At 70.6% G+C, this 24,715-nt stretch carries 28 protein-coding genes; 20 read left to right on the top strand and 8 right to left on the bottom strand.

The window, feature by feature from the left end; all coding sequences use genetic code 11:
- Positions 1–4 precede the first annotated feature (4 nt).
- Positions 5–469, top strand: a complete 465-nt coding sequence (locus ACZ601_RS27840; RefSeq protein ID WP_440576882.1) for a MarR family winged helix-turn-helix transcriptional regulator — start codon at positions 5–7, stop codon at positions 467–469.
- Positions 470–484: 15 nt separating this feature from the next.
- Here the strand turns inward: ACZ601_RS27840 and ACZ601_RS27835 are convergent, their stop codons facing one another.
- Together ACZ601_RS27835 and ACZ601_RS27830 are read right to left on the bottom strand one after the other, a co-directional pair.
- Positions 485–889 carry a PLD nuclease N-terminal domain-containing protein gene (locus ACZ601_RS27835; RefSeq protein WP_469542920.1) on the bottom strand — a complete coding sequence of 135 codons (405 nt, stop codon included), beginning with the start codon at positions 887–889 and terminating at the stop codon, positions 485–487.
- Positions 890–962: 73 nt separating this feature from the next.
- The gene (locus ACZ601_RS27830) at positions 963–1,772 is read right to left on the bottom strand and encodes a class I SAM-dependent methyltransferase (RefSeq protein WP_469542917.1); all 810 of its coding nucleotides are present in this window, start codon (positions 1,770–1,772) and stop codon (positions 963–965) included.
- Positions 1,773–1,861: 89 nt separating this feature from the next.
- On the opposite strand from ACZ601_RS27830, the gene ACZ601_RS27825 reads away from it, so the two are divergent.
- The 4 genes from ACZ601_RS27825 to mqnP all read left to right on the top strand — a co-directional run bounded on the left by ACZ601_RS27825 (position 1,862) and on the right by mqnP (position 5,431).
- Positions 1,862–2,596: a GntR family transcriptional regulator gene (locus ACZ601_RS27825; protein ID WP_469542914.1), complete on the top strand. Its 735-nt coding sequence runs from the start codon at positions 1,862–1,864 to the stop codon at positions 2,594–2,596.
- A 148-nt stretch (positions 2,597–2,744) separates the two neighbouring features.
- Entirely contained in the window at positions 2,745–2,978 is a 234-nt protein-coding gene (locus ACZ601_RS27820; RefSeq protein ID WP_469542911.1) for a hypothetical protein, read from the top strand.
- Between the two features lie 93 nt (positions 2,979–3,071).
- Positions 3,072–4,529, top strand: coding sequence for a menaquinone biosynthesis decarboxylase (locus ACZ601_RS27815; protein ID WP_469542908.1), 1,458 nt, complete (start codon positions 3,072–3,074; stop codon positions 4,527–4,529).
- 62 nt (positions 4,530–4,591) lie between these two features.
- Positions 4,592–5,431, top strand: a complete 840-nt coding sequence (mqnP, locus tag ACZ601_RS27810; protein WP_242436796.1) for a menaquinone biosynthesis prenyltransferase MqnP — start codon at positions 4,592–4,594, stop codon at positions 5,429–5,431.
- On the opposite strand, the gene ACZ601_RS27805 is transcribed toward mqnP, so the two are convergent.
- On the bottom strand, positions 5,367–6,008 hold the full coding sequence (locus tag ACZ601_RS27805) for a rhomboid family intramembrane serine protease (RefSeq protein WP_469542906.1): 642 nt from the start codon (positions 6,006–6,008) through the stop codon (positions 5,367–5,369). The two genes, mqnP and ACZ601_RS27805, sit on opposite strands and share 65 nt — an antisense overlap.
- Before the next feature lie 126 nt (positions 6,009–6,134).
- On the opposite strand from ACZ601_RS27805, the gene ACZ601_RS27800 reads away from it, so the two are divergent.
- On the top strand, positions 6,135–6,800 hold the full coding sequence (locus ACZ601_RS27800; RefSeq protein WP_469543184.1) for a UbiX family flavin prenyltransferase: 666 nt from the start codon (positions 6,135–6,137) through the stop codon (positions 6,798–6,800).
- An 11-nt stretch (positions 6,801–6,811) separates the two neighbouring features.
- Here the strand turns inward: ACZ601_RS27800 and ACZ601_RS27795 are convergent, their stop codons facing one another.
- Positions 6,812–6,946 (bottom strand): hypothetical protein, encoded by a 135-nt coding sequence (locus ACZ601_RS27795; protein WP_260255715.1) that lies wholly within the window; start codon positions 6,944–6,946, stop codon positions 6,812–6,814.
- A gap of 140 nt (positions 6,947–7,086) precedes the next feature.
- Here ACZ601_RS27795 and ACZ601_RS27790 point away from each other — a divergent pair, with 140 nt between their 5' ends.
- The 6 genes from ACZ601_RS27790 to ACZ601_RS27765 all read left to right on the top strand — a co-directional run bounded on the left by ACZ601_RS27790 (position 7,087) and on the right by ACZ601_RS27765 (position 12,425).
- The gene (locus ACZ601_RS27790; protein WP_073737182.1) at positions 7,087–7,542 is read left to right on the top strand and encodes an Lrp/AsnC family transcriptional regulator; all 456 of its coding nucleotides are present in this window, start codon (positions 7,087–7,089) and stop codon (positions 7,540–7,542) included.
- A gap of 90 nt (positions 7,543–7,632) precedes the next feature.
- Positions 7,633–8,796 (top strand): aminofutalosine synthase MqnE, encoded by a 1,164-nt coding sequence (gene mqnE / locus ACZ601_RS27785; RefSeq protein ID WP_073737183.1) that lies wholly within the window; start codon positions 7,633–7,635, stop codon positions 8,794–8,796.
- 159 nt (positions 8,797–8,955) lie between these two features.
- A complete protein-coding gene (locus tag ACZ601_RS27780) occupies positions 8,956–9,480 on the top strand; it encodes a GNAT family N-acetyltransferase (protein WP_440576875.1) in 525 nt (174 codons plus the stop codon).
- Positions 9,481–9,635: 155 nt separating this feature from the next.
- Positions 9,636–9,890, top strand: a complete 255-nt coding sequence (locus tag ACZ601_RS27775) for a DUF4229 domain-containing protein (protein ID WP_469542902.1) — start codon at positions 9,636–9,638, stop codon at positions 9,888–9,890.
- A gap of 410 nt (positions 9,891–10,300) precedes the next feature.
- Positions 10,301–11,647 (top strand): dicarboxylate/amino acid:cation symporter, encoded by a 1,347-nt coding sequence (locus ACZ601_RS27770; protein ID WP_469542900.1) that lies wholly within the window; start codon positions 10,301–10,303, stop codon positions 11,645–11,647.
- A gap of 121 nt (positions 11,648–11,768) precedes the next feature.
- Positions 11,769–12,425: a TetR/AcrR family transcriptional regulator gene (locus ACZ601_RS27765; RefSeq protein WP_469542898.1), complete on the top strand. Its 657-nt coding sequence runs from the start codon at positions 11,769–11,771 to the stop codon at positions 12,423–12,425.
- Positions 12,426–12,582: 157 nt separating this feature from the next.
- On the opposite strand, the gene galE is transcribed toward ACZ601_RS27765, so the two are convergent.
- The 4 genes from galE to ACZ601_RS27745 are packed head-to-tail and all read right to left on the bottom strand — an operon-like array spanning position 12,583 to position 16,305.
- Complete coding sequence (gene galE / locus ACZ601_RS27760) at positions 12,583–13,581, bottom strand: UDP-glucose 4-epimerase GalE (protein WP_469542896.1); 999 nt, start codon at positions 13,579–13,581, stop codon at positions 12,583–12,585.
- Positions 13,582–13,626: 45 nt separating this feature from the next.
- The gene (locus ACZ601_RS27755) at positions 13,627–14,013 is read right to left on the bottom strand and encodes a formylglycine-generating enzyme family protein (protein ID WP_469542893.1); all 387 of its coding nucleotides are present in this window, start codon (positions 14,011–14,013) and stop codon (positions 13,627–13,629) included.
- A 30-nt stretch (positions 14,014–14,043) separates the two neighbouring features.
- Positions 14,044–14,904 (bottom strand): MaoC/PaaZ C-terminal domain-containing protein, encoded by an 861-nt coding sequence (locus ACZ601_RS27750; protein WP_469542891.1) that lies wholly within the window; start codon positions 14,902–14,904, stop codon positions 14,044–14,046.
- Between the two features lie 3 nt (positions 14,905–14,907).
- Positions 14,908–16,305: a 3-oxoacyl-ACP reductase gene (locus tag ACZ601_RS27745; protein WP_469542890.1), complete on the bottom strand. Its 1,398-nt coding sequence runs from the start codon at positions 16,303–16,305 to the stop codon at positions 14,908–14,910.
- 76 nt (positions 16,306–16,381) lie between these two features.
- On the opposite strand from ACZ601_RS27745, the gene ACZ601_RS27740 reads away from it, so the two are divergent.
- The 8 genes from ACZ601_RS27740 (at position 16,382) to ACZ601_RS27705 (ending at position 24,610) form a co-directional block, all read left to right on the top strand.
- Positions 16,382–17,659 (top strand): acetyl-CoA C-acetyltransferase, encoded by a 1,278-nt coding sequence (locus ACZ601_RS27740; protein WP_469542888.1) that lies wholly within the window; start codon positions 16,382–16,384, stop codon positions 17,657–17,659.
- A 117-nt stretch (positions 17,660–17,776) separates the two neighbouring features.
- Complete coding sequence (locus ACZ601_RS27735; protein ID WP_469542887.1) at positions 17,777–19,699, top strand: AMP-dependent synthetase/ligase; 1,923 nt, start codon at positions 17,777–17,779, stop codon at positions 19,697–19,699.
- 402 nt (positions 19,700–20,101) lie between these two features.
- Entirely contained in the window at positions 20,102–21,124 is a 1,023-nt protein-coding gene (locus tag ACZ601_RS27730) for a hypothetical protein (RefSeq protein WP_469542886.1), read from the top strand.
- Positions 21,125–21,230: 106 nt separating this feature from the next.
- Positions 21,231–21,410 carry a hypothetical protein gene (locus tag ACZ601_RS27725; RefSeq protein ID WP_469542884.1) on the top strand — a complete coding sequence of 60 codons (180 nt, stop codon included), beginning with the start codon at positions 21,231–21,233 and terminating at the stop codon, positions 21,408–21,410.
- A gap of 8 nt (positions 21,411–21,418) precedes the next feature.
- Positions 21,419–21,544: a hypothetical protein gene (locus ACZ601_RS27720; protein WP_469542883.1), complete on the top strand. Its 126-nt coding sequence runs from the start codon at positions 21,419–21,421 to the stop codon at positions 21,542–21,544.
- Positions 21,545–21,626: 82 nt separating this feature from the next.
- Positions 21,627–22,571 (top strand): LLM class F420-dependent oxidoreductase, encoded by a 945-nt coding sequence (locus ACZ601_RS27715; RefSeq protein ID WP_469542880.1) that lies wholly within the window; start codon positions 21,627–21,629, stop codon positions 22,569–22,571.
- Positions 22,572–22,581: 10 nt separating this feature from the next.
- A complete protein-coding gene (locus ACZ601_RS27710; RefSeq protein WP_469542877.1) occupies positions 22,582–23,367 on the top strand; it encodes an SDR family NAD(P)-dependent oxidoreductase in 786 nt (261 codons plus the stop codon).
- A gap of 121 nt (positions 23,368–23,488) precedes the next feature.
- Positions 23,489–24,610 carry an LLM class flavin-dependent oxidoreductase gene (locus tag ACZ601_RS27705; RefSeq protein WP_469542874.1) on the top strand — a complete coding sequence of 374 codons (1,122 nt, stop codon included), beginning with the start codon at positions 23,489–23,491 and terminating at the stop codon, positions 24,608–24,610.
- The last annotated feature ends 105 nt before the right edge of the window (positions 24,611–24,715 follow it).

Here is a 24,715-nt window from a genome sequence, read left to right as displayed (position 1 = left end):
GACCATGACCACCGAACCGACGCCCCGCGCCGACACTGCTCCGGACGATCGGGCCGCCCCCGCCCCGGAAGACCTCCTGGAGCCGCTGGCCCTCGTCGTGCGCGGCCACCACGACGACCTCACCGCCGTCGCCGCCCGTCACGCACTGTCCACCTCGCAGGCCCGCGCGCTGATCGCGCTCAACGAGCCCATGCCGATGAGCGCCCTGGCCGCCCACCTCGTCTGCGACGCGTCCAACGCCACCGGCCTGATCAGCCGCATGGAGACCCGAGGCCTGGTCGTCCGCGCCCCCGCCCCCGGCGACCGGCGCTCCAAGGTCGCGAGCCGCACCCCGGAGGGCACCGCGCTCGCCCACACCATCCGCGCCGAGATGCGCGCCGTGCACGGCGCGCTCGAAGCGCTCACGCCGCAGGAGCGCACAGCGCTGCTGCCCCTGCTCAACCGGCTGGGGCAGCTGCTGTACGCCTGATGTTCCCGGAGCGCGTTACGGAGCGGGCGGCGCCGACTCCTCCGGACCCGCCCCGCTCTCCCGCCGCTTGAGCTCGTCCTCGCGGCGGCGCAGGTCCGCCTCCCAGTCCTTGAGGACCGCCTCGTCCTGCTTGTTCTCTTCCTTCAGGGACTTCAGGAAGTCAGGATTGTCGTCCGGCGCCACCCACCGGGAACGCCCGTTGCGGTGCCACTCGGAGGGCGTACGGCCGTCGGCCGGCACCTCGCGCACCTTGCCCGCGGCCAGCCACACGATCGGGCCGACGATCCAGAACAACAGGATGATGAAGACCCAGGCGATCTTCGGCAGGTGCTTGGCCTCGTCCTCCGGGGTGTTCAGGCAGTCGATGAACGCAAAGATCGTCAGCGCCAGCGGCAGGAGATAGATCAGGGCCCGGAGCATGGTGGAAGTTTCCCCCCGAGGAGAGTTGGCGGGGCAAAGCCCCGCCCCGGTGACGGGCCCAGGGTAACGGGTGTCAGTTACGCCCCACGGCGAGCAGGTGGGAACTGGCTGCGAGCAGATCCGGGTACGGCTCTGCCATGCGGGCGGCCGCCAGCGCGGAGGCGAACATGCGCGATCCGGTGAGGGATTCCCGGGTGTGCCGCTCGGTTGCTTTCAGCAGCGCCCAGGTGGGGCCCTCGATCCCGTACACCCGGGTATCGGTGAAACCGGCGTCGCTCAGCTCCGACTCCAGCTCCTGGCCCGTGTGGAAGTGGGCCTCCGTGAAGCCCTTCTTCCCGTCGTGCGAGCCGGTCGCGAGGATCTTGGCGATGCCCTCCTGGAGCGAGGCGCCGTCGAGGTGGGCGAGCGCGGTGTGCTCGAACAGCGAGGCGTAGCGGTTGATACCGGCCGCGGCGACGAGACCGCCCGGCCGCACCACACGACGGGCCTCGGTGAGGGCGGTCCTGCGGTCGGCCGCTTCGACCAGGTGGTAGAGGGGGCCGAGGAGAAGGACCACGTCGTACGAGTCGTCGGCCGCGCTCAGAGCACGGGCGTCACCCAGTTCGACGCTGCAACCGGAGTCCACGGCCTCGGTGACGTGGCGCTGAACGGGGTCCACGAGGTGCACGCGGTAGCCGTCCTCCGAGAGCCATCGTGCATGGGCCCCGGGACCACCGCCGACGTCGAGCACGGATGCCGGAGCGGGCGGGAGATGGCGGCGCAGGAGTTCCTGGGTCCGGACCATTTCCAGTACGCCGTCGGCCGGGACGGAGAGCCGGTCGGCCTCGTTGATGGTGGAGGTGTAGAACTCGATGATTCCCGGCGGGACTTGGTGAGCCGTCATGAGACCGTCCTGTTCCGGCAGAAGAACGTGGCGCGTGCATCCCTCGACTAACCTAGCCGGTTGACCTGTCCAGTCACCAGGAGGCCGCTGTGCCGCAGTTGAAGTACGAGCAGATCGCCGAGTCCCTGCGCGTCAGGATCTCGGACGGCGACTTCGGGCCGGGAGACCTGCTTCCCTCCGGGCGGGATCTGTGCGAGCAGTGGTCGGTGTCGCGTGCCACCGTCATCAAGGCGATGGATGTACTGCGCGGGGACGGGCTTGTCGTCGCCCGGCAAGGGTCGGGTTTCACGGTCGTGGAGGTTCCCGTGGCCCGACCGGCCGGGCGGCGGTCCGCCGGGTCGCCTCGCGTCTCCGGCGGGGGTCCGTTCCGGCGGCTGGGAGCGCCCGAGAAGGAGGTGCCGTCCAGTCGGGTGGCCGATGCCATGGGGGTCGGCGCCGGAACGGTCGCTCTCCGCCGCGACCGGCTGATGCTGCTCGACGACGGGTCTCCGCTGTCGCTGGTCACGGCGTGGTTTCCGGAAGAGGTCGCGGACGCCTGTCCGAAGCTCTCCCAGAAGGGGCCGATTCCGGAAGGGACGACCCACTACGTCGCGCGGACGCTCGGCAGGTCCCCGGCTCACGGAACGGACGTGACCTCAGTACGCCTCGCGTCCGCCGGTGAGGCCGAATGCCTGGGCCTCGGAATGCCGGCCGCGGTCGTGGTCGTCCTCCATACGGCGAGCGACAGCACCGGTGAGGTCCTGGTGTGCGAGGAGGGGGTGACCCCGGCGCACCTCTGGGAACAGGTGGACAGCTACCCGATGGGTGGAAGAAGCGGCGAATAGCTTGATTGGACCGGTCCACCGGTCCAATCTCGGTTTCATGAGCCCCTCAGAGCAACACGACGCCCTCCACGCCCGGTTACTGCCCTGGACCCGTCCCGACGGTGGACCTTGCTATCTGCGTACCGACGGCCATGGGTACGTATCGCGCGTGGCGGACCAGATGGAGACCGTGCAGTTGGGAATGGGGGCGGAGGTCCTCGACTGCGCCCGGCCGATCATCGCCGCACCCGGTGCGGCCGTGACGGAGCTCCGTTTCGCCGCGGCACGATTGGCCGAGTGCCTGACCGATGCCTTGCGGATCGCCGAGAGCAGGGGTGGACGGCTTCGGCACGACCATGGCGACGGATGCCGCGCGGAGCTCCCCGACGTGCGCGGGGCGTGAGTGCCGGGCCGATCCGGCAGCCGGGCCATCGTCGGGGCGCGAGGTGGGGGAGCCGTGGCGGGCGGCGGAGGGGAGGATGTCAAACTGGACAGCATGGCTTACGACGATCTTCGATCCCTCCTCCGGGCTCTGGAGCGCGAGGGCGAGCTCAAGCGCATCAAGGCCGAGGTCGACCCCTACCTGGAGGTCGGTGAGATCGTCGACCGGGTGAACAAGGCCGGCGGGCCCGCGCTGCTCTTCGAGAACGTCAAGGGCTCCTCGATGCCCCTGGCCATGAACGTGTTCGGCACCGACAAGCGGCTCCTCAAGGCGCTCGGGCTGAAGTCCTACTCGGAGATCAGCGACAAGATCGGCGGGCTGCTCAAGCCGGAGCTGCCGCACGGCTTCGTCGGCGTCCGGGAGGCCTTCGGCAAGCTCGGGACGATGGTCCACGTGCCGCCGAAGAAGGTGAAGGCGGAGAACGCACCGGTCCAGGAGGTCGTCCTCACCGGCGACGACGTGGACCTGGACCGGCTGCCCGCGCTCTTCACCTGGCCCAAGGACGGCGGCTCGTTCTTCAACCTCGGGCTCACCCATACCAAGCACCCCGAGACCGGCGTGCGGAACCTGGGGCTCTACCGGCTCCAGCGCCACGACCGCCGCACCATCGGGATGCACTGGCAGATCCACAAGGACAGCCGCAACCACTACCAGGTCGCCGCCAGACGTGGGGAGCGGCTGCCGGTCGCCATCGCGTTCGGGGCGCCGCCCGCGGTGACGTACGCCTCCACCGCGCCGCTGCCGGGGGACATCGACGAGTACCTGTTCGCCGGGTTCATCCAGGGCAAGCGCATCGAGATGGTCGACTGCAAGACCGTCCCGCTCCAGGTCCCGGCCAACGCCGAGGTCGTCATCGAAGGGTGGCTGGAGCCCGGCGAGACGCTGCCCGAGGGGCCGTTCGGTGACCACACCGGCTTCTACACGCCGCAGGAACCGTTCCCCGCGCTGACCATCGACTGCGTGACCATGCGGAAGCGCCCGCTGCTCCAGTCGATCGTGGTGGGCCGGCCGCCGACCGAGGACGGGCCGCTGGCCCGTGCCACCGAGCGGTTCTTCCTGCCGCTGCTCAAGATCATCGTGCCGGACATCGTGGACTACCACCTGCCCGAGTCCGGTGGCTTCCACAACTGTGCGATCGTCTCGATCGACAAGAAGTACCCGAAGCACGCCCAGAAGGTGATGAGCGCCATCTGGGGCGCGCACATGATGTCGCTGACCAAGCTGATCGTCGTCGTGGACTCCGACTGTGACGTCCACGATCTGCACGAGGTGTCCTGGCGGGCGCTCGGGAACACCGACTACGCGCGGGACCTGACCGTCGCCGAAGGTCCCGTCGACCATCTCGACCACGCCTCCTACCAGCAGTTCTGGGGCGGCAAGGCTGGGATCGACGCGACGAAGAAGTGGCCCGAGGAGGGCTACACCCGGGACGGGGGCTGGCCCGACATGGTCGAGTCCGACCCGGACACGGCGGCGAAGGTCGACCGCCGGTGGAAGGAATACGGACTGTGAGTGCCTCTGCCGCTGCCGTGCCGCAGCCCCGCAGCAAACCCCGCGCGTTCCTGCGGCTCGTCATGATCGAGCACTCCGTCTTCGCGCTGCCCTTCGCCTACATCGCCGCCCTGACCGCGATGTTCCACGACGACGAGTCGATCCACTGGGTCACCCTGCTGCTCGTCACCGTCGCTATGGTCGGGCTGCGCACCTTCGCGATGGCCGCGAACCGGATCATCGACCGGGAGATCGACGCCCGCAATCCGCGTACCGCCGGCCGCGAGCTGGTGACGGGTGCCGTGTCGGTGAGGTCGGCGTGGACGGGGGCGCTCATCGCCGTCGTCGTCTTCCTCGGTGCGGCGGCGCTGCTCAACCCGCTCTGCCTGGCGCTGGCGCCGCTCGCGGTGATCCCGATGGTCGTCTACCCGTACGGCAAGCGGTTCACGAACTACCCGCACGCGATCCTGGGCATCGCCCAGGCCATGGGGCCGGTCGGTGCCTGGCTGGCGGTGACCGGGAGCTGGTCGTGGGACGCGGTGATCCTGGGTCTCGCCGTCGGTATCTGGATCGGCGGCTTCGACCTGATCTTCGCCTGCCAGGACGTGCAGGCGGACCGGGCCCACGGGGTGTTCTCCGTCCCGGCCCGGTTCGGCGTGCCTGCCGCGCTGTGGGGCGCGCGGGTCTGTCACGTGGTGACGACCGGGCTGCTGGTCTGGTTCGGACTGGCCACCGAGGCGGGGCTCTTCTACTGGATCGGCATGGTGATCGTCGCCGTCGCCTTCGTGTACGAGCACCGGGTGGTGCGGCCGCACGATCTGTCGCGGCTGAACCGGGCGTTCTTCTCGGTGAACGGGTTCATCGGAATCGCCCTGTTCGCGTGTGCCCTGCTGGATCTGCTGGTGCGGGGCCTGACGGTCTGAGCGGCCGGGCGCCCCGGCGCAGGACGAACGCGGCGAGCGCGCCCCCGAGCAGGCCGAAGAGGTGACCCTGCCAGCTGACGCCCGGATCGGTCGGCAGGACGCCCTGGAGCAGCGAGCCGTACACCGCGGCGACGATCACGCCGATGACCACGTCCAGCGGACGGCGGTCCACGAAGCCGCGGACCAGCAGGTAGCCGAAGAGGCCGAAGACCACGCCCGACGCGCCGAGCGTGACCGTGTGCGCCGGGGCGGTGAGCCAGACGCCCAGGCCGCCGACCAGGATCACCGTGAGCACCACGCCCGCGAAGCGGCGCAGGCCGCCCAGCGCGGCTATGAAGCCGAGGACCAGCAGCGGGACGCTGTTCGACGCGACGTGCGCCCAGCCGCTGTGCAGGAAGGCGGCGGGCACGATGTCGAGCAGCTCGCCCGGTTCGCGCGGGCTGATCCCGTGACCGTCCAGGCTGTGGCCGGTCGCGAGGTCGATGCCCTCCAGCACCCAGAGCAGCCCGACCCAGCCCAGCATGACCGCGCCCGCCGCGAGGGCTCGGGATCCGGTCGTCATGCGCATGCCGTTCATGGAACGCCCCCCTTCATACGTCTCATACGTCGCGACGTATTCACACCTCGCAACGCACGGAGCCCCTGGCTCGGTTCCGGGTGGTGCGTGCCGGATAGGCTCGGTTCTGTGGATTCCGGGATTTCAGTGAGTCAGCAGCAGCGACAGCCTTGGATTGTCGGGGTTTCGGGCGCTTCGGGCACACCATTCGCCGCCGCGGTGCTGCGCGGTCTGCTGGCCGCGGGCGAGAGCGTCGATCTGGTGGTGAGCCGGGCGTCCCGCCTCACCCTGCTGGACGAGACCGGGATCGCCTTCCGTGACGCGCACTGGCAGGAGGACCTGCGCTGCTGGCTGGCGCGGGGCGCGGACGGCAAGCCGCACACCTTCGACGTGGACGTGTCCGGGGTACGGCACTGGGCGGCGGGCGATCTGGCGGCCGGGCCGTCCTCGGGGTCCTACCCGGCGAAGGGGATGCTGATCGTCCCGGCCTCGACGGCGTGTGTGGCCGGAGTGGCGCTCGGGCTCTCGAAGGACCTGTTGCAGCGGGCCGCGAGCGTGACGCTCAAGGAGCGGCGGAAGCTGGTCGTCGCGGTCCGCGAGACCCCGCTCAGCGGGCAGACGCTCAAGGCGCTGGTGGCCCTGGACGAGGCGGGCGCGGTCGTGCTGCCCGCCTCTCCGGCGTTCTACGCGGGTGCGACGCACATCCAGGATCTGGTGGATTTCGTCGCGGGGCGGGTGCTGGACGCGGCAGGGGTGCCGCACCAGCTGTACCGCCGCTGGGAGGGAGAGCTCGGTGGCGGCTCCCGTGGCTGATCCGGGCGGAGTCAGCGCTTCTTGGGCGCGCGCGGGGTGCGGGTCCGGTCGACCCGGTGCGCGGCGGCGGGCTGGTGGGCACGCGAGCGGTTGGCCAGGTCCTGCAGCTCGCGCATCCGGGCGTAGGCCATCTCGATCGTGTACACGGTGTTGTCACTCCTGAGGATTCGAAGATTCGAAAGCATTTTTTGGATGTTCGGGAAGATTTACAGGTCGTGAGGCCTGCATGCCTTAGATTCTACACATAGACTCGCGATACTGCTGATTAATGGAAGGTTCCATTCACATGGACGCGGTGGACAGGCAGCTCATCCAGGCCCTCAGGGAGAACGGCAGGGCCTCGTACGCCGAGCTGGGCCGGCTCGTCGGGCTCTCCGGGCCCAGCGTCACCGACCGCATCAACCGGCTGGAGTCCGCCGGAGTCATCACCGGCTACCGCGCCACCGTCGACGCGGCCTCGCTCGGGCTCGGCGTCACGGCCCTGATCGGCATCTCGCTCTCCGACGCCGCGGACCACGAGGACGTCGCGCACCGGCTGAAAGACCTCGCGGAGATCGAGGACGCCTGGTTCATCGCGGGGGACGACTCCTACATGCTCAAGGTGCGCGTCGGTGACGTGGACGGCCTGGAGAAGACCATCCGCCGGCTCAGCGGCACCCGGGGCGTCTCGCGCACCCGCACCACGATCGTGCTGTCCACCAAGTGGGAGAACCGGGTCGGCGAGCTGCCCGAAGAGGGCTGACGGAAGGGCCGACGGGGGGTTCGTGGGGCGCGCCCGGCGGAGGAGTACGGTGAGCGAAGTCTGTTACGTAGAGAAATGGGAGGCGCCCTAGTGGACGCGGGACTCAAGCGCGAGCTGGAGCAGAAGGTCCGGGCCGGCGAGCGGCTGACCCGCGAGGACGGGATCGCGCTCTACGAGTCCGACGACCTGGCCTGGCTCGGCGGTCTGGCCCATGAGGTGCGTACGCGTAAGAACGGCGACGTCGTCCACTTCAACGTCAACCGCCACCTCAACATGACGAACGTGTGCACCGCGTCCTGCGCGTACTGCTCGTTCCAGCGCAAGCCGGGCGAGAAGGACGCGTACACGATGCGCATCGAGGAGGCCGTCCGCCTCGCGAAGGCGATGCAGGGCGAGAACCTCACCGAGCTGCACATCGTCAACGGGCTGCACCCCACCCTGCCGTGGCGCTACTACCCGCGTTCGCTGAGCGCGCTCAAGGAAGCGCTGCCGGAGGTCTCCCTCAAGGCGTTCACCGCCACCGAGATCCACCACTTCGAGACCATCTCCGGGCTCTCCGCCTCCGAGATCCTCGACGAGCTGATCGACGCCGGTCTGGAATCGCTGACCGGCGGCGGCGCGGAGATCTTCGACTGGGAGGTCCGCCAGCACATCGTGGACCACGCCACCCACTGGGAGGACTGGTCGCGCATCCACCGGCTCGCGCACGAGAAGGGGCTCAAGACCCCGGCGACGATGCTGTACGGGCACATCGAGGAGCCCCGCCACCGCGTCGACCACGTGCTGCGGCTGCGTGAGCTCCAGGACGAGACCGGCGGCTTCCAGGTCTTCATCCCGCTGCGCTACCAGCACGACTTCGTGGACATGAAGGACGGCAAGGTCCGCAACAAGCTCCAGGCGCGCACGACGATGGCGACCGGCGCGGAGGCGCTCAAGACCTTCGCGGTCTCCCGGCTGCTCTTCGACAACGTCCCGCACGTCAAGGTCTTCTGGGTGATGCACGGCGTGCAGACCGCCCAGCTCGCGCTCCAGCACGGCGCGGACGACATGGACGGCTCGGTCGTCGAGTACAAGATCACGCACGACGCGGACAACTACGGCACGCCCAACAAGCTCGGCCGTGAGGACCTCCTTGACCTGATCCGCGACGCCGGCTTCCGGCCCGTCGAGCGCAACACCCGGTACGAGATCCTCCGCGAGTACCCGGGCCCCGACGCGGACCGGCGCGAGTCGCCGCAGCCGATGCGGGTCTGACCCGGCGCGCGCCCCCGGGCGCGCGCAGTGCTGTACTGCTCCACGAAAGACTGCTCCACGAAAGCTCCGGCCGCCGTCCCCGGCCGGAGCTTTCCCGCGTTTCTGGCGGGGTTTCCCGACGGGATTGAGCGCAGCGCTCGTAATGGTTAATCTGCATCTATGACACTTACCTTTGAGCTGGACCCTCCCTTCGACAGGCCCCTGCGGGACGGCGTCACCGCGCTCTGGGCCGATGTGTCCAACGCGGGCGGCGCGGTGGGGTTTGTGCCGCCCGTCACGGCGGAGGACGTCCGGCCCGAACTGGTCAAGCACCTCACCGCCATCACGGAGGAGCGCACCCGGCTCCTCGTCGGCTACGACGAGGAGGGCGCCGTCGCCGCCACGGCCTTCCTGACCCGCAACACGCACCGGCTGATGTCGCACTGGGTCTGGCTCTACACGGTGATGGTCCACCCCCGCCACCAGGGCCGGGGCTTCGGGCGCGACCTGATGGCCGCGGCCGCCGACGCCGCGCGCTCCATCGAGGGCATCGAGGCCATCCGGCTCACCTGCCGGGGCGGCACGGGCGCCGACCGCTTCTACGCAGCCTGCGGCTACAAGGAGGTCGGACGGGTGCCGGGGGCGATCCGGGTGGCCGACGGGGACGACCGCGACGACATCATCATGCTGCTGCCGCTCGGCTGAGAGCGGTGGTCCAGGACCGCCGCGCGGACCCTTGGCGGAGCCCTCCGAACCGCGCGATTACGGGGCATGCTTCACTGGACGGGCAGGACTGTCACGTAGAGAGAAGGCGAGCTGTGTCCGCTGCAAAGCCGAGCGCAATGATCCGGTACACCGCGATGCGTCTCAGTATCTTCGTCGGCTGCTTCGCGCTCGCCGCCGTGGCGGTCAACTACGGGCTGCTGCCCTCCGGAGCGGGGGGCTCGAACATCATCTGGGTCATCCTGCTCGCCCTGGTGCTCTCCGCACCGCTCAGCTACGTGCTGCTGCGCAAGCAGCGCGACGAGATGTCCGAGCAGATCATCTCCAAGGTCGACCGGACCAAGGCCCGCCTTGAGGCGAACCGCACCCGCGAGGACAGCGTCACCCAGTAGGGGAAATGTAAGCTGCCTCACACTCATACCAATTCTTCCCGAAACCCCAGCGCCGGAGTCAACGCTCCTGTACTGGGGTTTTCGCGTTCCTCCGGGGCCAGTTGAGGAGTGCTGCCGGGTGCTGACGGGTGTGCGGACGCAGTGTCATACCAAAGAAGACCTTTGAGGTTCTCAAAGTTCAAGTGTTAACGTGTTCGGCATGAAGACAGCTGTGCGCCTCCGACCTGCCGCGAGCATCCCGCTCGTGGCGCGCCTGCATGTCGATCTCTGCCGCTGTATGTCCGCGGTCTGTTGCCGCAACGTCTGAACGGCATCATGCAGCGGCGCCGCCTCTGACGCGGGCGCCGCACCCCCGTCCCCTCCGCACACCGTCCCCGTGCGTCCCGATGCGTCACATCTGGAGTGTGTCCGTGTCCGCGAACCCCGCGTCCGCCACCACCGATGAGCCCTCCGGCTCCGGTTTCCGCATACCCAAGGTCCCGTTCTGGGCCCAGATCGTCGCCGGTCTCGTCCTCGGCGTACTGCTCGGCTGGCTCGCCCGCAGCCAGGACATCGACTGGCTCTACACCACGCTCGACAAGGTCGGCCACATCTTCGTCCAGCTGCTGAAGCTGGCCGTCGCGCCCCTCGTCTTCTTCGCGATCCTGGTGTCGATCACCAACCTGCGCAAGGTCAACAACGCCGCCAGGCTGGCGGGCCGCACCGTCCTCTGGTTCATGATCACCTCACTGATCGCGGTCGCCATCGGCCTCGCGATCGGCCTGATCACCAACCCGGGCTCCGGCACCGGCCTCACGCCGAAGGACGGCAAGGCCCCCGAGCACGCCGGCTCCTGGCTCGACTTCCTGACCGGCATCATCCCGGAGAACGTGATCACACCGTTCACCGAGCTGAACGTCCTCCAGATCGTCTTCATGGCCGCCGTCGCCGGTATCGCCGCCCTGCAGCTCGGCGAGAAGGCCCAGCCGATCCTCACCCTCAGCGAAGCCGTCCTGGAGCTCCTCCAGAAGGCCCTGTGGTGGGTCATCCGGCTCGCCCCGATCGGCACCATCGGCCTCATCGGCTACGCGATCGCGGACTACGGCTGGGACCTGATCGGCAAGTACGCGACCTTCACCGCCGACGTCTACATCGGCTGCGCCCTGGTGATGTTCGGCGTCTACCCGCTGCTCCTGGCCACCGTCGCCAAGGTCAGCCCGCTCCAGTTCTTCAAGGGCGCCTGGCCCGCGATCCAGCTCGCCTTCGTCTCGCGCTCCTCGGTCGGCACCATGCCGGTCACCCAGCAGGTCACCGAGCGCCTCGGCGTCCCGAAGGAGTACGCCTCCTTCTCGGTCCCGTTCGGTGCGACGACCAAGATGGACGGCTGCGCCGCGATCTACCCGGCGCTGGCCGCGATCTTCATCGCGCAGATCTTCGACGTTCAGCTGGGTGTCGGTGACTACATCCTGATCGCGTTCGTCTCGGTGATCGGCTCCGCCGCCACCGCCGGTCTCACCGGCGCCACGGTCATGCTGACCCTGACGCTGTCGACGCTGGGCCTCCCGCTGGAGGGCGTCGGCCTGCTGATGGCCATCGACCCGATCCTGGACATGATGAGGACGGCGACCAACGTGGCGGGCCAGGCGCTGGTCCCGGTCCTCGTCTCGGCGCGCGAGAAGATCCTCGACCACGACCTGTACAACTCGGCCTCCGCCTCCCCGGTGGACGACGTCGAGGTCCAGGACAGCGAGCCGGCGAAGGTGCCCGTCCCCGCCTGATCCACGCGGTCCCCAACGGCTGCGCCCCGTACCCTCCGCACCTGGGTACGGGGCGCAGCCGTTTCGCGAACGCGCCGTACTCTTACCGGGGAGTGGTGCAGCGGGGCGGGAGGAGTCCGGCATGGGTGCTGTGAAGGGCAAGCGGATGCCGCGCGCCGTGCGCGAGCAGCAGATGATGGACGCCGCGGTGCGGACGTTCGGGCGGCGCGGCTACCGGGCCGCCTCCATGGACGAGATCGCCGAGCTGGCCGGGGTGTCCAAGCCGCTGGTGTACCTGTACCTGAATTCAAAGGACGAGCTGTTCACCGCGTGCATCCGGCGCGAGGCCCGGGAGCTGCTCGCGGCCGTACAGGCCGGGGCGGAACCGGGACTGCCCGCCGACCGGCAACTGTGGTCCGGGCTGCGGGCGTTCTTCACGCACACCGCGCAGAACCCGGACGGCTGGGCGGTGCTGTACCGGCAGGCGCGTACGCACGGGGAGCCCTTCGCCACCGAGGTGAGCGTGATGCGCGACGAGATCGTCGCGTTCGTGACGGGTCTGATCGGGGCGGCGGCCCGCGAGGCCCATCACGACCCGGCGCTCCCCGACCGCGACGTGGCGGGCCTCGCGCAGGCGCTGGTGGGCGCCGCGGAGTCGCTCGCCGGCTGGGCGAACGAGACCCCGGGCGTCTCGGCGAAGGAGGCGGCGTCCACCCTGATGAACTTCTCCTGGGCGGGGCTGGAGAACCTCATGAACGGGCGCTCCTGGCAGCCGCGGGGGCAGTCCGGGCATGTGTAGCGTCCGGCCGGGCCCGGCTCGATCCGGGCTTAAGACCGCGGGCTCGGACGAGAGCTACGGCGGTCAGGGCCATGCGTACGGCGGTTTCCGCCGGGACCACGGCGGCCAGGCCCACAGGTGGACCCCACCAGCGAGTTGCCGCAGGTCGGGGGAGGGGTCAGGAACCCGTGAGTCGTTCGTCGCGGACGGCGGCCCAGTGCAGGGAGTCGCGGATGCCGTCCGTGACCGTGTACTGCGGGTGCCAGTCCAGGAGGCGGTTGGCGCGGTCGCTGCGGGTGTAGGCGCCGGCGACGTCGCCGGCGCGCGGACCGGTTTCCGTCGCCGCGACGGGGGTGTCCACGATTTCGTTGAATGCCGCGATGAGTTCCCGCACGGTGGTGCCCGTCCCGGTGCCCAGGTTGATGGCAACTGAGCGCTGATCGGCGCTCAGGATGGTGTCGAAGCGCTCGATCGAGGCTACGTGCGCGGCGGCCAGGTCCCAGACGTGGACGTAGTCACGGATGCCGGATCCGTCGCGGGTGGGCCAGTCGGTGCCGGTGATCTCGAAGCACGCACCTTCTTCGTGTGCCGAGATCAGCTTGCCGAGGGCGTGGCTGGGACGCCGCAGTTGCAGGCCGGTCCGCATCTTGGGGTCCGCGCCGATCGGATTGAAGTAGCGCAGCGACAGGACGCGGATCGGCTGGGTCGCCGCGATGTCGGTGAACATGCCTTCGCAGACCGTCTTGGTCCGGGCGTAGGGGCTCTGCGGGGCGTGGGCGGAGTCCTCGCCGACAGTGGAGTCGGCGCCGGTCTCGTAGATCGACGCCGACGAGCTGAAGATCATGCGGGTGCACCGGTTGCGCAGGAGGTGGCCGACGAAGTCGAGGCCGGCCGTGACGTTGTTGCGGTAGTAGCCGACGGGGTCGGCCACGGAGTCCGGCACGACGATCAGCGCGGCACAGTGGACGACTGCGTGAATGTCGGGGTGCTCGGCAAAGACGCGGTCGATGAGGGGGCCGTCCGCGATGTCGCCCTCGTAGAAGATCCGGTCGGTGGTGAACTCCCGGCGGCCGGTGGAGAGGTTGTCGAGGATTACTGGTTCGATCCCGGAGTCGAGGCAAGCGGAGGCGATGGTGCTGCCGATATACCCGGCTCCGCCGGTGATGAGTACCTTCATGCGCAGAGCCTAGTGGCTGGTTGCATGCGCATCTCCGGGGCTGTTTCAGCCCGCAGAGGTGCCTTGAGGTGCAGTGCGGGCGCAGCGGAACCCGAGGGCGTGGTTGGAGTAGCCGGGAGCTGCCGCGAACCGTTCTGTGGTGCGGACCTGGAAGCGCAGGTGCATCCAGCCCCCTCCGCGGACGGCCATGTACCGTCCGGCGGCTGCGTGGTACATCCGGTCGTAGGTGCGGGCGGGGTCGTAGAGCTCATAGGCGCTGGACGTCCACTGCGACACGTTTCCCGCCATGTCGCTCGCACCCAGAGGGGAGTCCCCGGAAGGAGAGCGTATGCCCACCGGTTCGGTGCCGGGCCTGGTCCCGTGCTGGGCGAAGTGGTCGTTCCAGTAGTGCCGCCAGTTGGTGAGGCCATCGAGCTGGCAACCCAACCCCACCCGGCAACACGGCCAGGGATGGCATGGCCCCTACCCGGTCTCTTCGCTCACTGCAGCCGCCGTCCCGGTGAGGTGGACGCGGGCGGCGTCGCCCGTGCCGTCGCGGAGCTGGAAGCCGGTGCCGTCGGACGCGTAGGTGACGGTGCCGGGGAGGAGGACGGGCGCCCTGAAGTCGGCCCGTAGCGTGTGGATCAGGTGTGGTCGCGGGGTCTGCGCGAGGCAGTGGGCCACGGTCCACATGCCGTGCGCGATGGCGCGCGGGAAGCCGAACAGCCGTGCCGTCACCGGATACAGGTGGATGGGGTTGCGGTCGCCGGAGGCTGCTCCGTAGCGCCGTCCCAGGTCTGCGGGGAGCTGCCACTCGGCGACGGCGGGGAGTGCCGGTCCGGGGGTGGCGGGGAGCGCAGGTCCGGGGGTGGCCGGGGCCGTGCCCGTGCGGGGCGCGTGCCGGGACAGGTAGCCGCTGCGGGACTCCCACACCAGCTCGCCCGAGAGCCGGGCCTCGGTGACCACGGTGACCTCGGTGCCGCGCCGGTGCGGCGTCAACTCGGTCGCGTAAACCGTCAGTTCGAGTGCGTCCGTGGGGTGCAGGGGCCGGTGTGCGGTGATCTCGATCCAGGTGTGGACGAGTCCGGTGACCGGCAGCGGGAAGCGGTGCCGGGTCATCAGCCGCATCGCGAGCGGGAAGGCCAGGACGTGGGGGTAGGTGACCGGCAGGGCGTCCGGCTCCGTGAAGCCGCAGATCCTGCGGTACGCGGCCAGCGGGCCGGCCGCGGGGCGTGCGGCGGGGGCGGTCGCGCGGTCGGGCGGCAGTGCGGCGTCCGGGCGGCCGGGCCGTTTGAACGGGGACGTGGCGGCGCCGCGCGCCAGCGAGAGGAGCAGGCTCGGCACCGGTCACGCCCCCAGCAGGCTCTGGCCGCACACCCGGACGACCTGGCCGTTGACGGCGCTGGAGGCGGGCTGGGCGAACCAGGCGGTCGTCTCGGCGACGTCGACCGGGAGCCCGCCCTGCGAGAGGGAGTTCATCCGGCGGCCCGCCTCGCGGATGAAGAGCGGCACGGCGGCGGTCATCTTCGTCTCGATGAAGCCGGGGGCGACCGCGTTGACCGTGACGCCGTGGTCGGCGGCGGCGCGTGGGGCCAGTGAGCGGACCAGGCCGATGATTCCGGCCTTGCTCGCCGCGTAGTTGGTCTGGCCGTTGTTGCCGGCGATGCCCGCGATGGAGGCGGTGGCGACGATCCGGCCGCCCCGGTTGACGGTGCCGGTCTTCAGCAGCGCGTCCGTGGTGCGCAGGACGCTGTCGAGGTTGACGTCGATGACCGGGGCCCAGCGGTCGGCGGCCATGTTGGCGAGCCGCCGGTCGCGGGTGATGCCGGCGTTGTGGACGAGGATGTCGAGGCCGTCCGGGGCGGCGGCGGTGATCCGGGCCGCCGCGTCGGCCGCGGTGATGTCCAGCGGCAGGGCGGTCGCGCCGAGCCGGGCGGCGGTGCGCTCCAGGTCCTCCCGCGCCTGCGGGACGTCCAGGCAGATGACGTGGGCGCCGTCCCGGGCGAGCACGGAGGCGACCGAGGCGCCGATGCCGCGCGCCGCCCCGGTGACCAGCGCGGTGCGGCCGGCGAGCGGGGCGGCCCAGTCGTCGACCGGGTCGGGGGCGGCCGAGGTCAACTCGATGACCTGGCCGCTGATGTACGCGGACCGGGGCGACAGCAGGAAGCGCAGGGTGGATTCGGCGCCGGAGAGCGCGCCGGGCACGACGCGGACCAGCTGCGCGGTCGAGCCCTTCCCGATCTCCTTGCCGAGGGAGCGCACGAAGCCTTCGAGGGCCTGCTGGGCGGCGGCCTGGTGGTGGTCGTCCGGGGAGGGCCGCACGCCGAGGACGACGACGCGGCCGCCCGGTGCGAGGGAGCGGACGACGGGGTGCAGCGCGCCGTGCACGGCCCCGAGCCCGGCGGCGGTGTCGACGGCCGTGGCGTCCAGGACGAGCGCGGCGGGTCGTTCGGTGCCCGTCCTGGATGCCGGTCCGGCCGCGGGCCGTTCCGCGCTCGCGTTCACATCCGTTCCGGTCGCGGGCCGTTCCGCGTCCGTCCTCACCTCCAGGCCGGTCGCGGCGAGGACCGCGCCGAGCTCCTCTGTCACGGTGGAGTCCCCTGCCGTGAGGTGGCGGACGGGGCCGGTCAGTGCCGGGGTCTCCAGGGACCAGCGGCGCAGCGGTGCGGGCTGCGGCAGGCCGATCCGCCGGGTCAGGAACCGGCCGGTCGCTGTGCCGGTGAAGTGCAGATAGCGGTCGGCCATTGTCCAGACTCCCTGCTCGGTCTTAGATTTACTCCAGAGTAAGGTTACTCAAGAGTCAGGAGCTGGTCGAGATGAGTTGGTCGAATTGATCCCCCTCGCACTCCCGCAGCCCCGCAGGGTCGCGGTCATCGGCGGCAGCCGTATCCCCTTCGCCCGCTCCGACGGGTCGTACGCGCAGGCCTCCAACCAGCAGATGCTCACCGCCGCGCTGGACGGACTGGTCGAGCGGTTCGGGCTCCAGGGGCAGCGGGTCGGGGAGTTCGCCGCCGGTGCGGTCCTCAAGCACAGCCGGGACTTCAACCTGGCCCGGGAGACCGTGCTCGGCTCCCAACTCGACCCGCGCACCCCCGCGTACGACATCCAGCAGGCCTGCGGCACCGGCCTCCAGGCCGTCATCGCCGCCGCCAACAAGATCATGCTCGGGGCGGTCGACTCGGCCGTTGCGGGCGGCGCGGACACCACGAGCGATGCGCCGCTCGGCGTCAACGACGAGCTGCGCAGGCTGCTGTTGTCGGCGCGCCGCGCGAAGTCGACGGGCGGCCGGGCGAAGGCCCTCGCGGGCGTACGCCCCCGCCATCTCGTCCCGGACATCCCGCGCAACGCGGAACCCCGCACCGGTCTCTCGATGGGCGAGCACGCGGCGGTCACCGCCCGGCAGTGGGACATCGCCCGCGCGGACCAGGACCTGCTCGCTGCCACCAGCCACCAGCGACTCGCCGCCGCCTACGAGCGGGGATTCCTGGACGACCTCGTCGTCCCGTACCTCGGTCTGGAGCGGGACCAGAACCTGCGCCCCGGCTCCACGGTGGAGAAACTCGCCACCCTGAAGCCGGTGTTCGGCGCGGACCACCCGGACGCGACGATGACCGCGGGCAACTCCACCCCGCTCACGGACGGCGCCGCGACGGTGCTGCTGGCGAGCGAGGAGTGGGCCGAGCGGCACGGGCACGAACCGCTGGCCTACCTCTCGCTGTACGAGACCGCCGCGGTGGACTACGTGGGCGGCGAGGACGGTCTGCTGATGGCGCCCGCGTACGCCGTGCCGAGGCTGCTGGAGCGGGCCGGTCTCGGTATCCAGGACTTCGACCTCTTCGAGGTCCATGAGGCCTTCGCCTCCCAGGTGCTCGCCACGCTGGCCGCTTGGGAGAAGGCGGGCCTGGCCCCCGTCGACCGGGAGAAGCTCAACGTGGCCGGCTCCTCGCTCGCCACCGGCCACCCGTTCGCCGCGACGGGCGCCCGGATCGTCGCCACCCTCGCGAAGCTCCTCGCGGAGCGGGACGCCCCGGGACGCGGGCTGATCTCGATCTGCGCGGCCGGCGGCCAGGGCGTGACGGCGATCCTCGAACGCGCCTGACCCGTAACCCCGTGCACGTAGGCACGTCTCGACCCGTTCCGATCAGTTTGGACCTGTTCTGACCTGTTCTGACCTGTTCTGACCTGTTCCGACCCGTTCAGACCCCGCCCGACCCCGATGCCCGAGGAGCCGCACGTGTCCACGCCACCCGCCACCACCACCGCGCCCGTCCTGGTCGAGCCCACCAAGGTCAGGGCCGCCGACGGCACCGTCCAGCAGGTCTCCGTACCGGCGTTCGCCCCGCCCGTCCGGCGCGGCTCGCTCGCGGAGATCCCCTTCGACAACGCCCGCGAGGCCCCGGCCGACGCCGTCCTCAGCCGCAAGCAGCCGGACGGCAGCTGGCAGGACGTGACGGCGGCGGAGTTCGCGGCCGAGGTGCTCGCCGTCGCCAAGGGCCTGATCGCGGAAGGGCTGCGGGGCGGCGACCGCATCGCGATCATGGCCCGTACGACGTACGAGTGGACGCTGCTGGACTTCGCGGCGTGGGCCGCCGGCCTGGTCACCGTCCCCATCTATCCGACCTCCTCCGCCTTCCAGGCCCGCTGGATACTCCAGGACTCGGGCGCCGCCGCCTGCGCGGTCGAGACGGCGGAGCAGGGCCGCCTCATCAGCCAGGAACGCAAGCAGCTCGGCGGCCTCACCCATCTCTGGCAGTTCGACACGGGCGTGCTGGGGCGGCTGAAGGCGGCCGGCCGGGACGTCCCCGACGACGCCGTCGCGGCCCGCCGAGCCACCCTGGAACCCGAGACCCCCGCCACCCTCATCTACACCTCCGGCACCACCGGCCGCCCCAAGGGATGCGTGCTGACCCACGGCAACTTCTACGCCGAGGTCGACAACGCCATCGAGCTGCTGCACCCGGTGTTCAAGTCGGTCAGCAAGTACCCCGCGTCCACCCTGCTGTTCCTTCCGCTGTCACACGTCTTCGGCCGGATGGTCGCGATCGGCTGCCTGCGCGCGAGGGTCCGGCTGGGCCACGCCCCGTCCATCCAGACCGAGGACCTGCTCGCGGACCTGGCCGGTTTCCGGCCGTCGTTCCTGCTGGCCATCCCGTACGTCCTGGAGAAGGTCTACAACACCGGCCGGGCCACCGCGGAGAAGATGGGCCGCGCCTCGTCCTTCGACCGGGCCGCCCGGATCGCCCAGCGCTACGGCCAGGCCGTCGAAGCCGCGGAACACGGCACCGGACCGGGCCCCGGGCTCGGTCTGCGGGCGGCCCGCGCGCTCTACGACCCGCTGGTCTACCGCCGTATCAGGGCCGCGCTCGGCGGCCAGGTCCGGTACGCGATCTGCGGCGGCTCCCCGCTCGGCAGCCGGCTCGCCGCCTTCTACGCGGGCGCCGGCATCGAGATCTTCGAGGGCTACGGGCTGACGGAGACCACCGCGGCCGCCACCGTGACCCCGCCGCTGAGACCGCGGCTGGGCACGGTCGGCTGGCCGCTGCCGGGCACCGCCGTCCGCATAGCCGAGGACGGCGAGGTGCTGCTCAGCGGCGGCCAGGTGTTCCAGGGGTACTGGGACGGGGAGCGCGGCGAGGCCGTTCCCGCGCTCGACGGCGGCTGGTTCGCCACCGGGGACCTGGGCGCGCTCGACGGGGACGGCTACCTCACGATCACCGGCCGCAAGAAGGACATCATCATCACCTCGGGCGGCAAGAACGTCACCCCGGCCCCGCTGGAGGACTGGCTGCGCGCCCATCCGCTGGTCAGCCAGTGCATGGTGGTCGGCGACAACCGCTCGTTCATCACCGCCCTGATCACCCTGGAGCCGGACGGGCTCTCCCACTGGCGCCGGATGCGGAAGAAGGAGGGCGTCCCGGTGCGCGAACTGATCCACGACGAGGAACTGCACACCACGCTGCAACGCGCGGTCGACGAGGCCAACCGGCTCGTTTCCCGCGCCGAGTCGATCCGGAAGTTCACCGTGCTGCCGGTGGACTTCACCGAGGAGCGCGGCCATCTGACCCCGTCACTGAAGCTGAAACGGGACGCGGTCAGCCGGGACTTCGCGGCGGAGATCGAGGAGCTGTACCGGAAGTAGGCGGCCTTGGTGCGGGGTGCGGGGTGCGGGGTGCGGTGCGGGGCGCTGTGGTGCGGGGTCTTCGGGGTGCGGGGTTCCGTCCTCAATCGCCGGACGGGCTTGGGTGGTGCGGGTGCTCCGCCGGGTGCGGGCCGCCTGGTCCGGTGGGTGGGGGTTCGGGGGCCCTCCGGGGCGTCTCCTCAAACGACGAACGTGCGGCGGGTCCGCGAGGGTGCCCGGGTCTGTGTTCGTCGTTCTGCGGGGACTCCCCTGCACGCCCCCGAACCCGGCCCGTCGCGCGTCTGCGGCAGTCGTGGGGCGGGGACGGTCGCGACCTTCGGCTGCCGTCCGGATACTTTCGTCCGGTGGTCCTGGCCCATCGGCCGATGCCCGCCGCCGGGTGTCCGGACCAGCATCGGATCCATGGCCCCGGCACGCGCACACCACCACCGCCTCCGCTCCGCGCTCGGCCTCTTCCTGCTGGCACCGCTGATCGGGGAGTTCCTGCTCGGCAACCAGCCGATCACGGCGCTGCCCTCGGTGTTCCTGCTCGCGCCCCTGTACGGGGGCGGCGCGCTGCTGGTCCGGGAGGTGGCCCGCCGTGCCGGGCGCGGCTGGCCGACCATGATCCTGCTCGGCGCGGCGTACGCGCTGATCGAGGAGGGCCCGGTCGACCAGATGCTGTGGAACCCGCACTACGGCGGCTTCGACCTGGGGGCCGCGTACGCGGGGGCCCGGGTGCCGCTGCTGGACACCAGCGTCCAGCTGCTCCAGGACGTGCTGACGCTGCACACCGTGTGGAGCGTCTGCGTGCCCATCGCCCTCGTCGAGGCCTTCGCCCGCGACGGTGACCGCACCCGCCCCTGGCTCGGTCTCCCCGGCCTCTCGGCGACCGTCCTCGTGTTCACCGCCGGTTCGGGATTCCTCGCCCTGGCCCAGGTGGAGTCCGAGGACTTCGTGGCCACGCCCGCGCAGTTCGCCGCTGCGGGCGTGCTCATCGCCCTACTGATCGCCGCGGCCTTCCTGTGCCGCCCGACGGGAGCGAGGCGCACGACGGGGCAGGGACTGGAGGTGCGGCGCACGCCGCCCGCGCCCTGGGTGGTCGGTGCGCTCTCGTTCGCCGTTACCAGTGTGTACTGGGGCCGGGAGTACCTGCCGGACGAGGTGCCCGCGGCGGTGCCCGTCCTCGGCTGGGCGCTGCTCGTGGCGGCGGTCCTGGTGCCGTGCGTCCGCTGGGCGCGCAGCGAGGGGTGGACCGGGGCGCACCGGCTCGGGCTCGCCGGGGGCGCGCTGCTCACCTATGCCTGGGTGGGGTTCGAGCAGGTGCGGTACCTCGATGTGTCCCGCGCCACCGGTCTCATCGGCAACGCGGTGTTCGCGACGGGCGCCCTGGTGCTCCTGGCGGCGGCGGTGTCGGCGGCGCGGCGGGCCCGGCCGCTGGCCTGAGCGCAAAACGCCTGCTGCCAGGCGTAATTGGTTATGACATGACGCTGCGGCCGTCGATATCCTGACGGGCTCCACCCCACGTCGTGAATCAGCTGGAGGCCACAGAGTGTCCGAGCCCGACGGTCAGCCCCGCCCCATACCGGCGCCGCCTCCCGGCCCACCGGCTCCGCAGGGCGGCGGCCACCGGGGGGCGATCGTCGCGGCCGTGATCACCGCGGCGGCGACGATCGCCGCCGCGCTCATCGCCCCGGCCGTGGTCCGGACGGGGGTTTCACCGCCGAGGTGAAGGTGCCAGTGGACCAGGGGAAGGGCTACGAGAAGCCCCGCTTCCGGGTGTGGAGCGTGAGCGAAGTGGACGTCGACAACTCGGCCGACACCCCCTTCACCTACTCGAATGAGCCCTCTCTTCCCCTTGTCTGATTAAGCGTCAGGTACGACGATGGCCCCGCGCATCGTTATGTGACGGAGCGTCAGATCTGGTCCAGGGGAAGGAGGCCGGACGGTGCCGATATCGCCCGCCGGGCCGCTGTCGTACGGGATGCAGCTCCCGATCCAGTCTCAGAGCGCCATCTACGCGGAGCCGTGGGAGGCCGGGGCCACCCCGGCCGACCTCGCCGAGATCGCCCGCACCGCCGACCGTACCGGGTTCGCGTACCTCGCGAGCTGCGACCACGTCGCCATCCCGCGCCGGCTCGCGGAGGGGATGAGCACCGTCTGGTACGACCCGGTGGCCACGCTCGGGTTCCTCGCCGGGGTCACCGAGCGGGTGCTGCTGATGAGCCATGTCGCGGTCGTCGGACTGCGGCATCCGCTGGCCACCGCCAAGCAGTACGCGACCCTCGACCACCTCAGCGGCGGCCGGCTGGTCCTCGGGGTCGGGGCCGGGCACGTGCGCGAGGAGTTCGAGGCGCTCGGGGCGGACTTCGACGGGCGCGGCGGAGTGCTCGACGAGACCATCGACGCACTCAAGGCCGCGCTCGGCCCTGAGGAGTACCCGGAGTTCGCGGGGGAGCGGTTCTCCTTCAGTGGGCTCGGCCAGCTGCCCAGGCCCGCCCAGGAGCGGGTCCCGCTCTGGGTGGGCGGCTCCTCGCCCGCCGCGGTGCGCAGGGCGGCCGTACGGGGGGACGGCTGGCTGCCGCAGGGTGATCCGCGCGGGAAGCTGCCGGAGCAGATCGCCCGGCTGTACGCGCTGCGGGAGGCCGCCGGGGTGGCGGAGCCGATCGTCGTCGGGGCCATCACGGAGCCGCTGTACGTGGGCGAGCCGGACTGGTCCGTGGGGCGGCGCACCCTCAGCGGGAAGCCGGAGGCGCTGGCCGAGTCGCTGCGGGAGTACGCGGCGATGGGCGTGCACCAGATCCAGGTGCGGTTCCGCAGCCGCAGCCGGGCCGAACTCACCGATCAGATGGCGGCGTTCGCCGCCGATGTCGCACCTCACCTCGACAGGTAGGAGTCAGGTCATGGGGAAGCTGGACGGGCGGACGGTACTGATCAGCGGCGCGGCGCGCGGGCAGGGCGAGCAGGAGGCGCGGCTCTTCGCGGCCGAGGGGGCCCGGGTGGTGATCGCCGATGTGCTCGACGAGCAGGGCGAGGCGCTCGCGAAGGAGCTGGGGGAGGAGAACGCGCTCTTCGTCCACCTCGACGTGAGCCGGGAGGCGGACTGGCAGGCGGCGGTCGCCGCGGCGAAGGGCGCCTTCGGGCGGATCGACGGGCTGGTCAACAACGCGGGGATCCTGCGGTTCAACGAGCTGGTGACCACGCCGCTGGAGGAGTTCCAGCAGGTGGTGCAGGTCAACCAGGTGGGCGCCTTCCTGGGGATCAGGACCGTCGCGCCCGAGATCGTGGCGGCGGGCGGCGGGACCATCGTCAACACCTCCTCGTACACCGGGCTCACCGGCATGGCGTTCGTCGGCGCGTACGCCGCGACCAAGCACGCCGTGCTGGGACTGACCAAGGTGGCGGCGGTGGAGCTGGCGGCGAAGGGGGTCAGGGTCAACGCCGTCTGCCCCGGAGCCGTGGACACCGCGATGTCCAATCCGTCGGTGCTGGACCCGGACGCGGACCAGGAGGGGTCGAAGGAGGCCGTGGACGCGCTTTACCGCAAGCTCGTCCCGCTCGGCCGGATCGGTCGTCCGGAGGAGGTGGCCGCCCTGGCGCTGTTCCTGACCTCTGACGACTCCTCGTACATCACCGGGCAGCCGTTCGTCATCGACGGCGGGTGGCTGGCCGGGGTCAGCCTCTTCTGACCGCTGCCGCCCGAAGTGCCTGACGATGTGTCAGGTATTGACGGGTCGTGGTGTCGGTGAAACAGTCGGACGCATCAGAATCTGACGGAGTGTCAGAAACGATTGAGGACGGTGAACCCCCTTGGAATTCGGGCTCTTTGTACAGGGGTATGTGCCCGCCGCGCGGGCCAAGACGGACCCCGGGGCAGAGCACAAGGCGCTGATCGAGGAGACCGAGTACGTCATCCAGGCGGATAAGTCCGGCTTCAAGTACGCCTGGGCCTCCGAGCACCACTTCCTGGAGGAGTACTCGCACATCTCGGCCAACGACGTGTACCTGGGCTACCTCGCCCACGCCACGGACCGCATCCACCTCGGATCCGGCATCTTCAACCCGCTCGCCCCGGTCAACCACCCGGTGAAGGTGGCCGAGAAGGTCGCCATGATGGACCACCTCTCCGAGGGGCGCTTCGAATTCGGCTCCGGGCGGGGGGCGGGCAGCCACGAGATCCTCGGGTTCATGCCGGGCATCACCGACATGAACCACACCAAGGACCTCTGGGAGGAGACCATCTCGGAGTTCCCCAAGATGTGGCTCCAGGACGAGTACGTCGGCTTCCAGGGCAAGAGCTGGTCGCTGCCGCCGCGCAAGATCCTGCCCAAGCCGTACGGGAAGTCGCACCCGGCGATGTGGTACGCGGCCGGCTCGCCCTCCTCGTACGCCATGGCGGGCAAGAAGGGGCTCGGCGTGCTGGGCTTCAGCGTGCAGAAGGTCTCCGACATGGAATGGGTCGTCGAGTCCTACAAGACGGCCGTCAAGGACGCCGAGCCGATCGGTGACTTCGTCAACGACAACGTGATGGTCACCTCCACGGCGATCTGCGCCGAGACCCACAAGAAGGCCGTCGAGATCGCGGTGGGCGGCGGGCTGAACTACCTCCAGTCGCTGCTGTTCCGCTACCACGACACGTTCCCGCGCCCGGAGGGCATCCCGGAGTGGCCGGAGCTGCTGCCGGAGTACTCGGAGGAGATCATCGAACTCCTCATCGCGGAGGAGCTGATGATCTGCGGCGATCCGGACGAGGTGCTGGCGCAGTGCCGGCGGTGGGAGCGGGCGGGGGCGGACCAGCTGAGCTTCGGACTGCCGATCGGGATCAGCCCCGAGGACACGCTGAACTCGATCAAGCTGATCGGTGAGCACGTGATCCCGAAGATCGACACGGACCCGGTCCACCGGACGACGCGGTTCCGCGACGCGGCGTGAGACCGGGCGCGGGGCGTCGCGGGGGCGCTGCCTCCGTGCCCCCGCTCCTCAATTGCCGGAGGGGCTGATTCTGCCCGGTTGTGAACCCCGGCTCCACACACGGGC

The sequence above is a fragment of the Streptomyces sp. NPDC104307 genome, assembly GCF_055584045.1.
The sequence above is the reverse complement of the archived record's forward strand: the minus strand, read 5'-3'. Positions and strand labels throughout refer to the sequence as shown.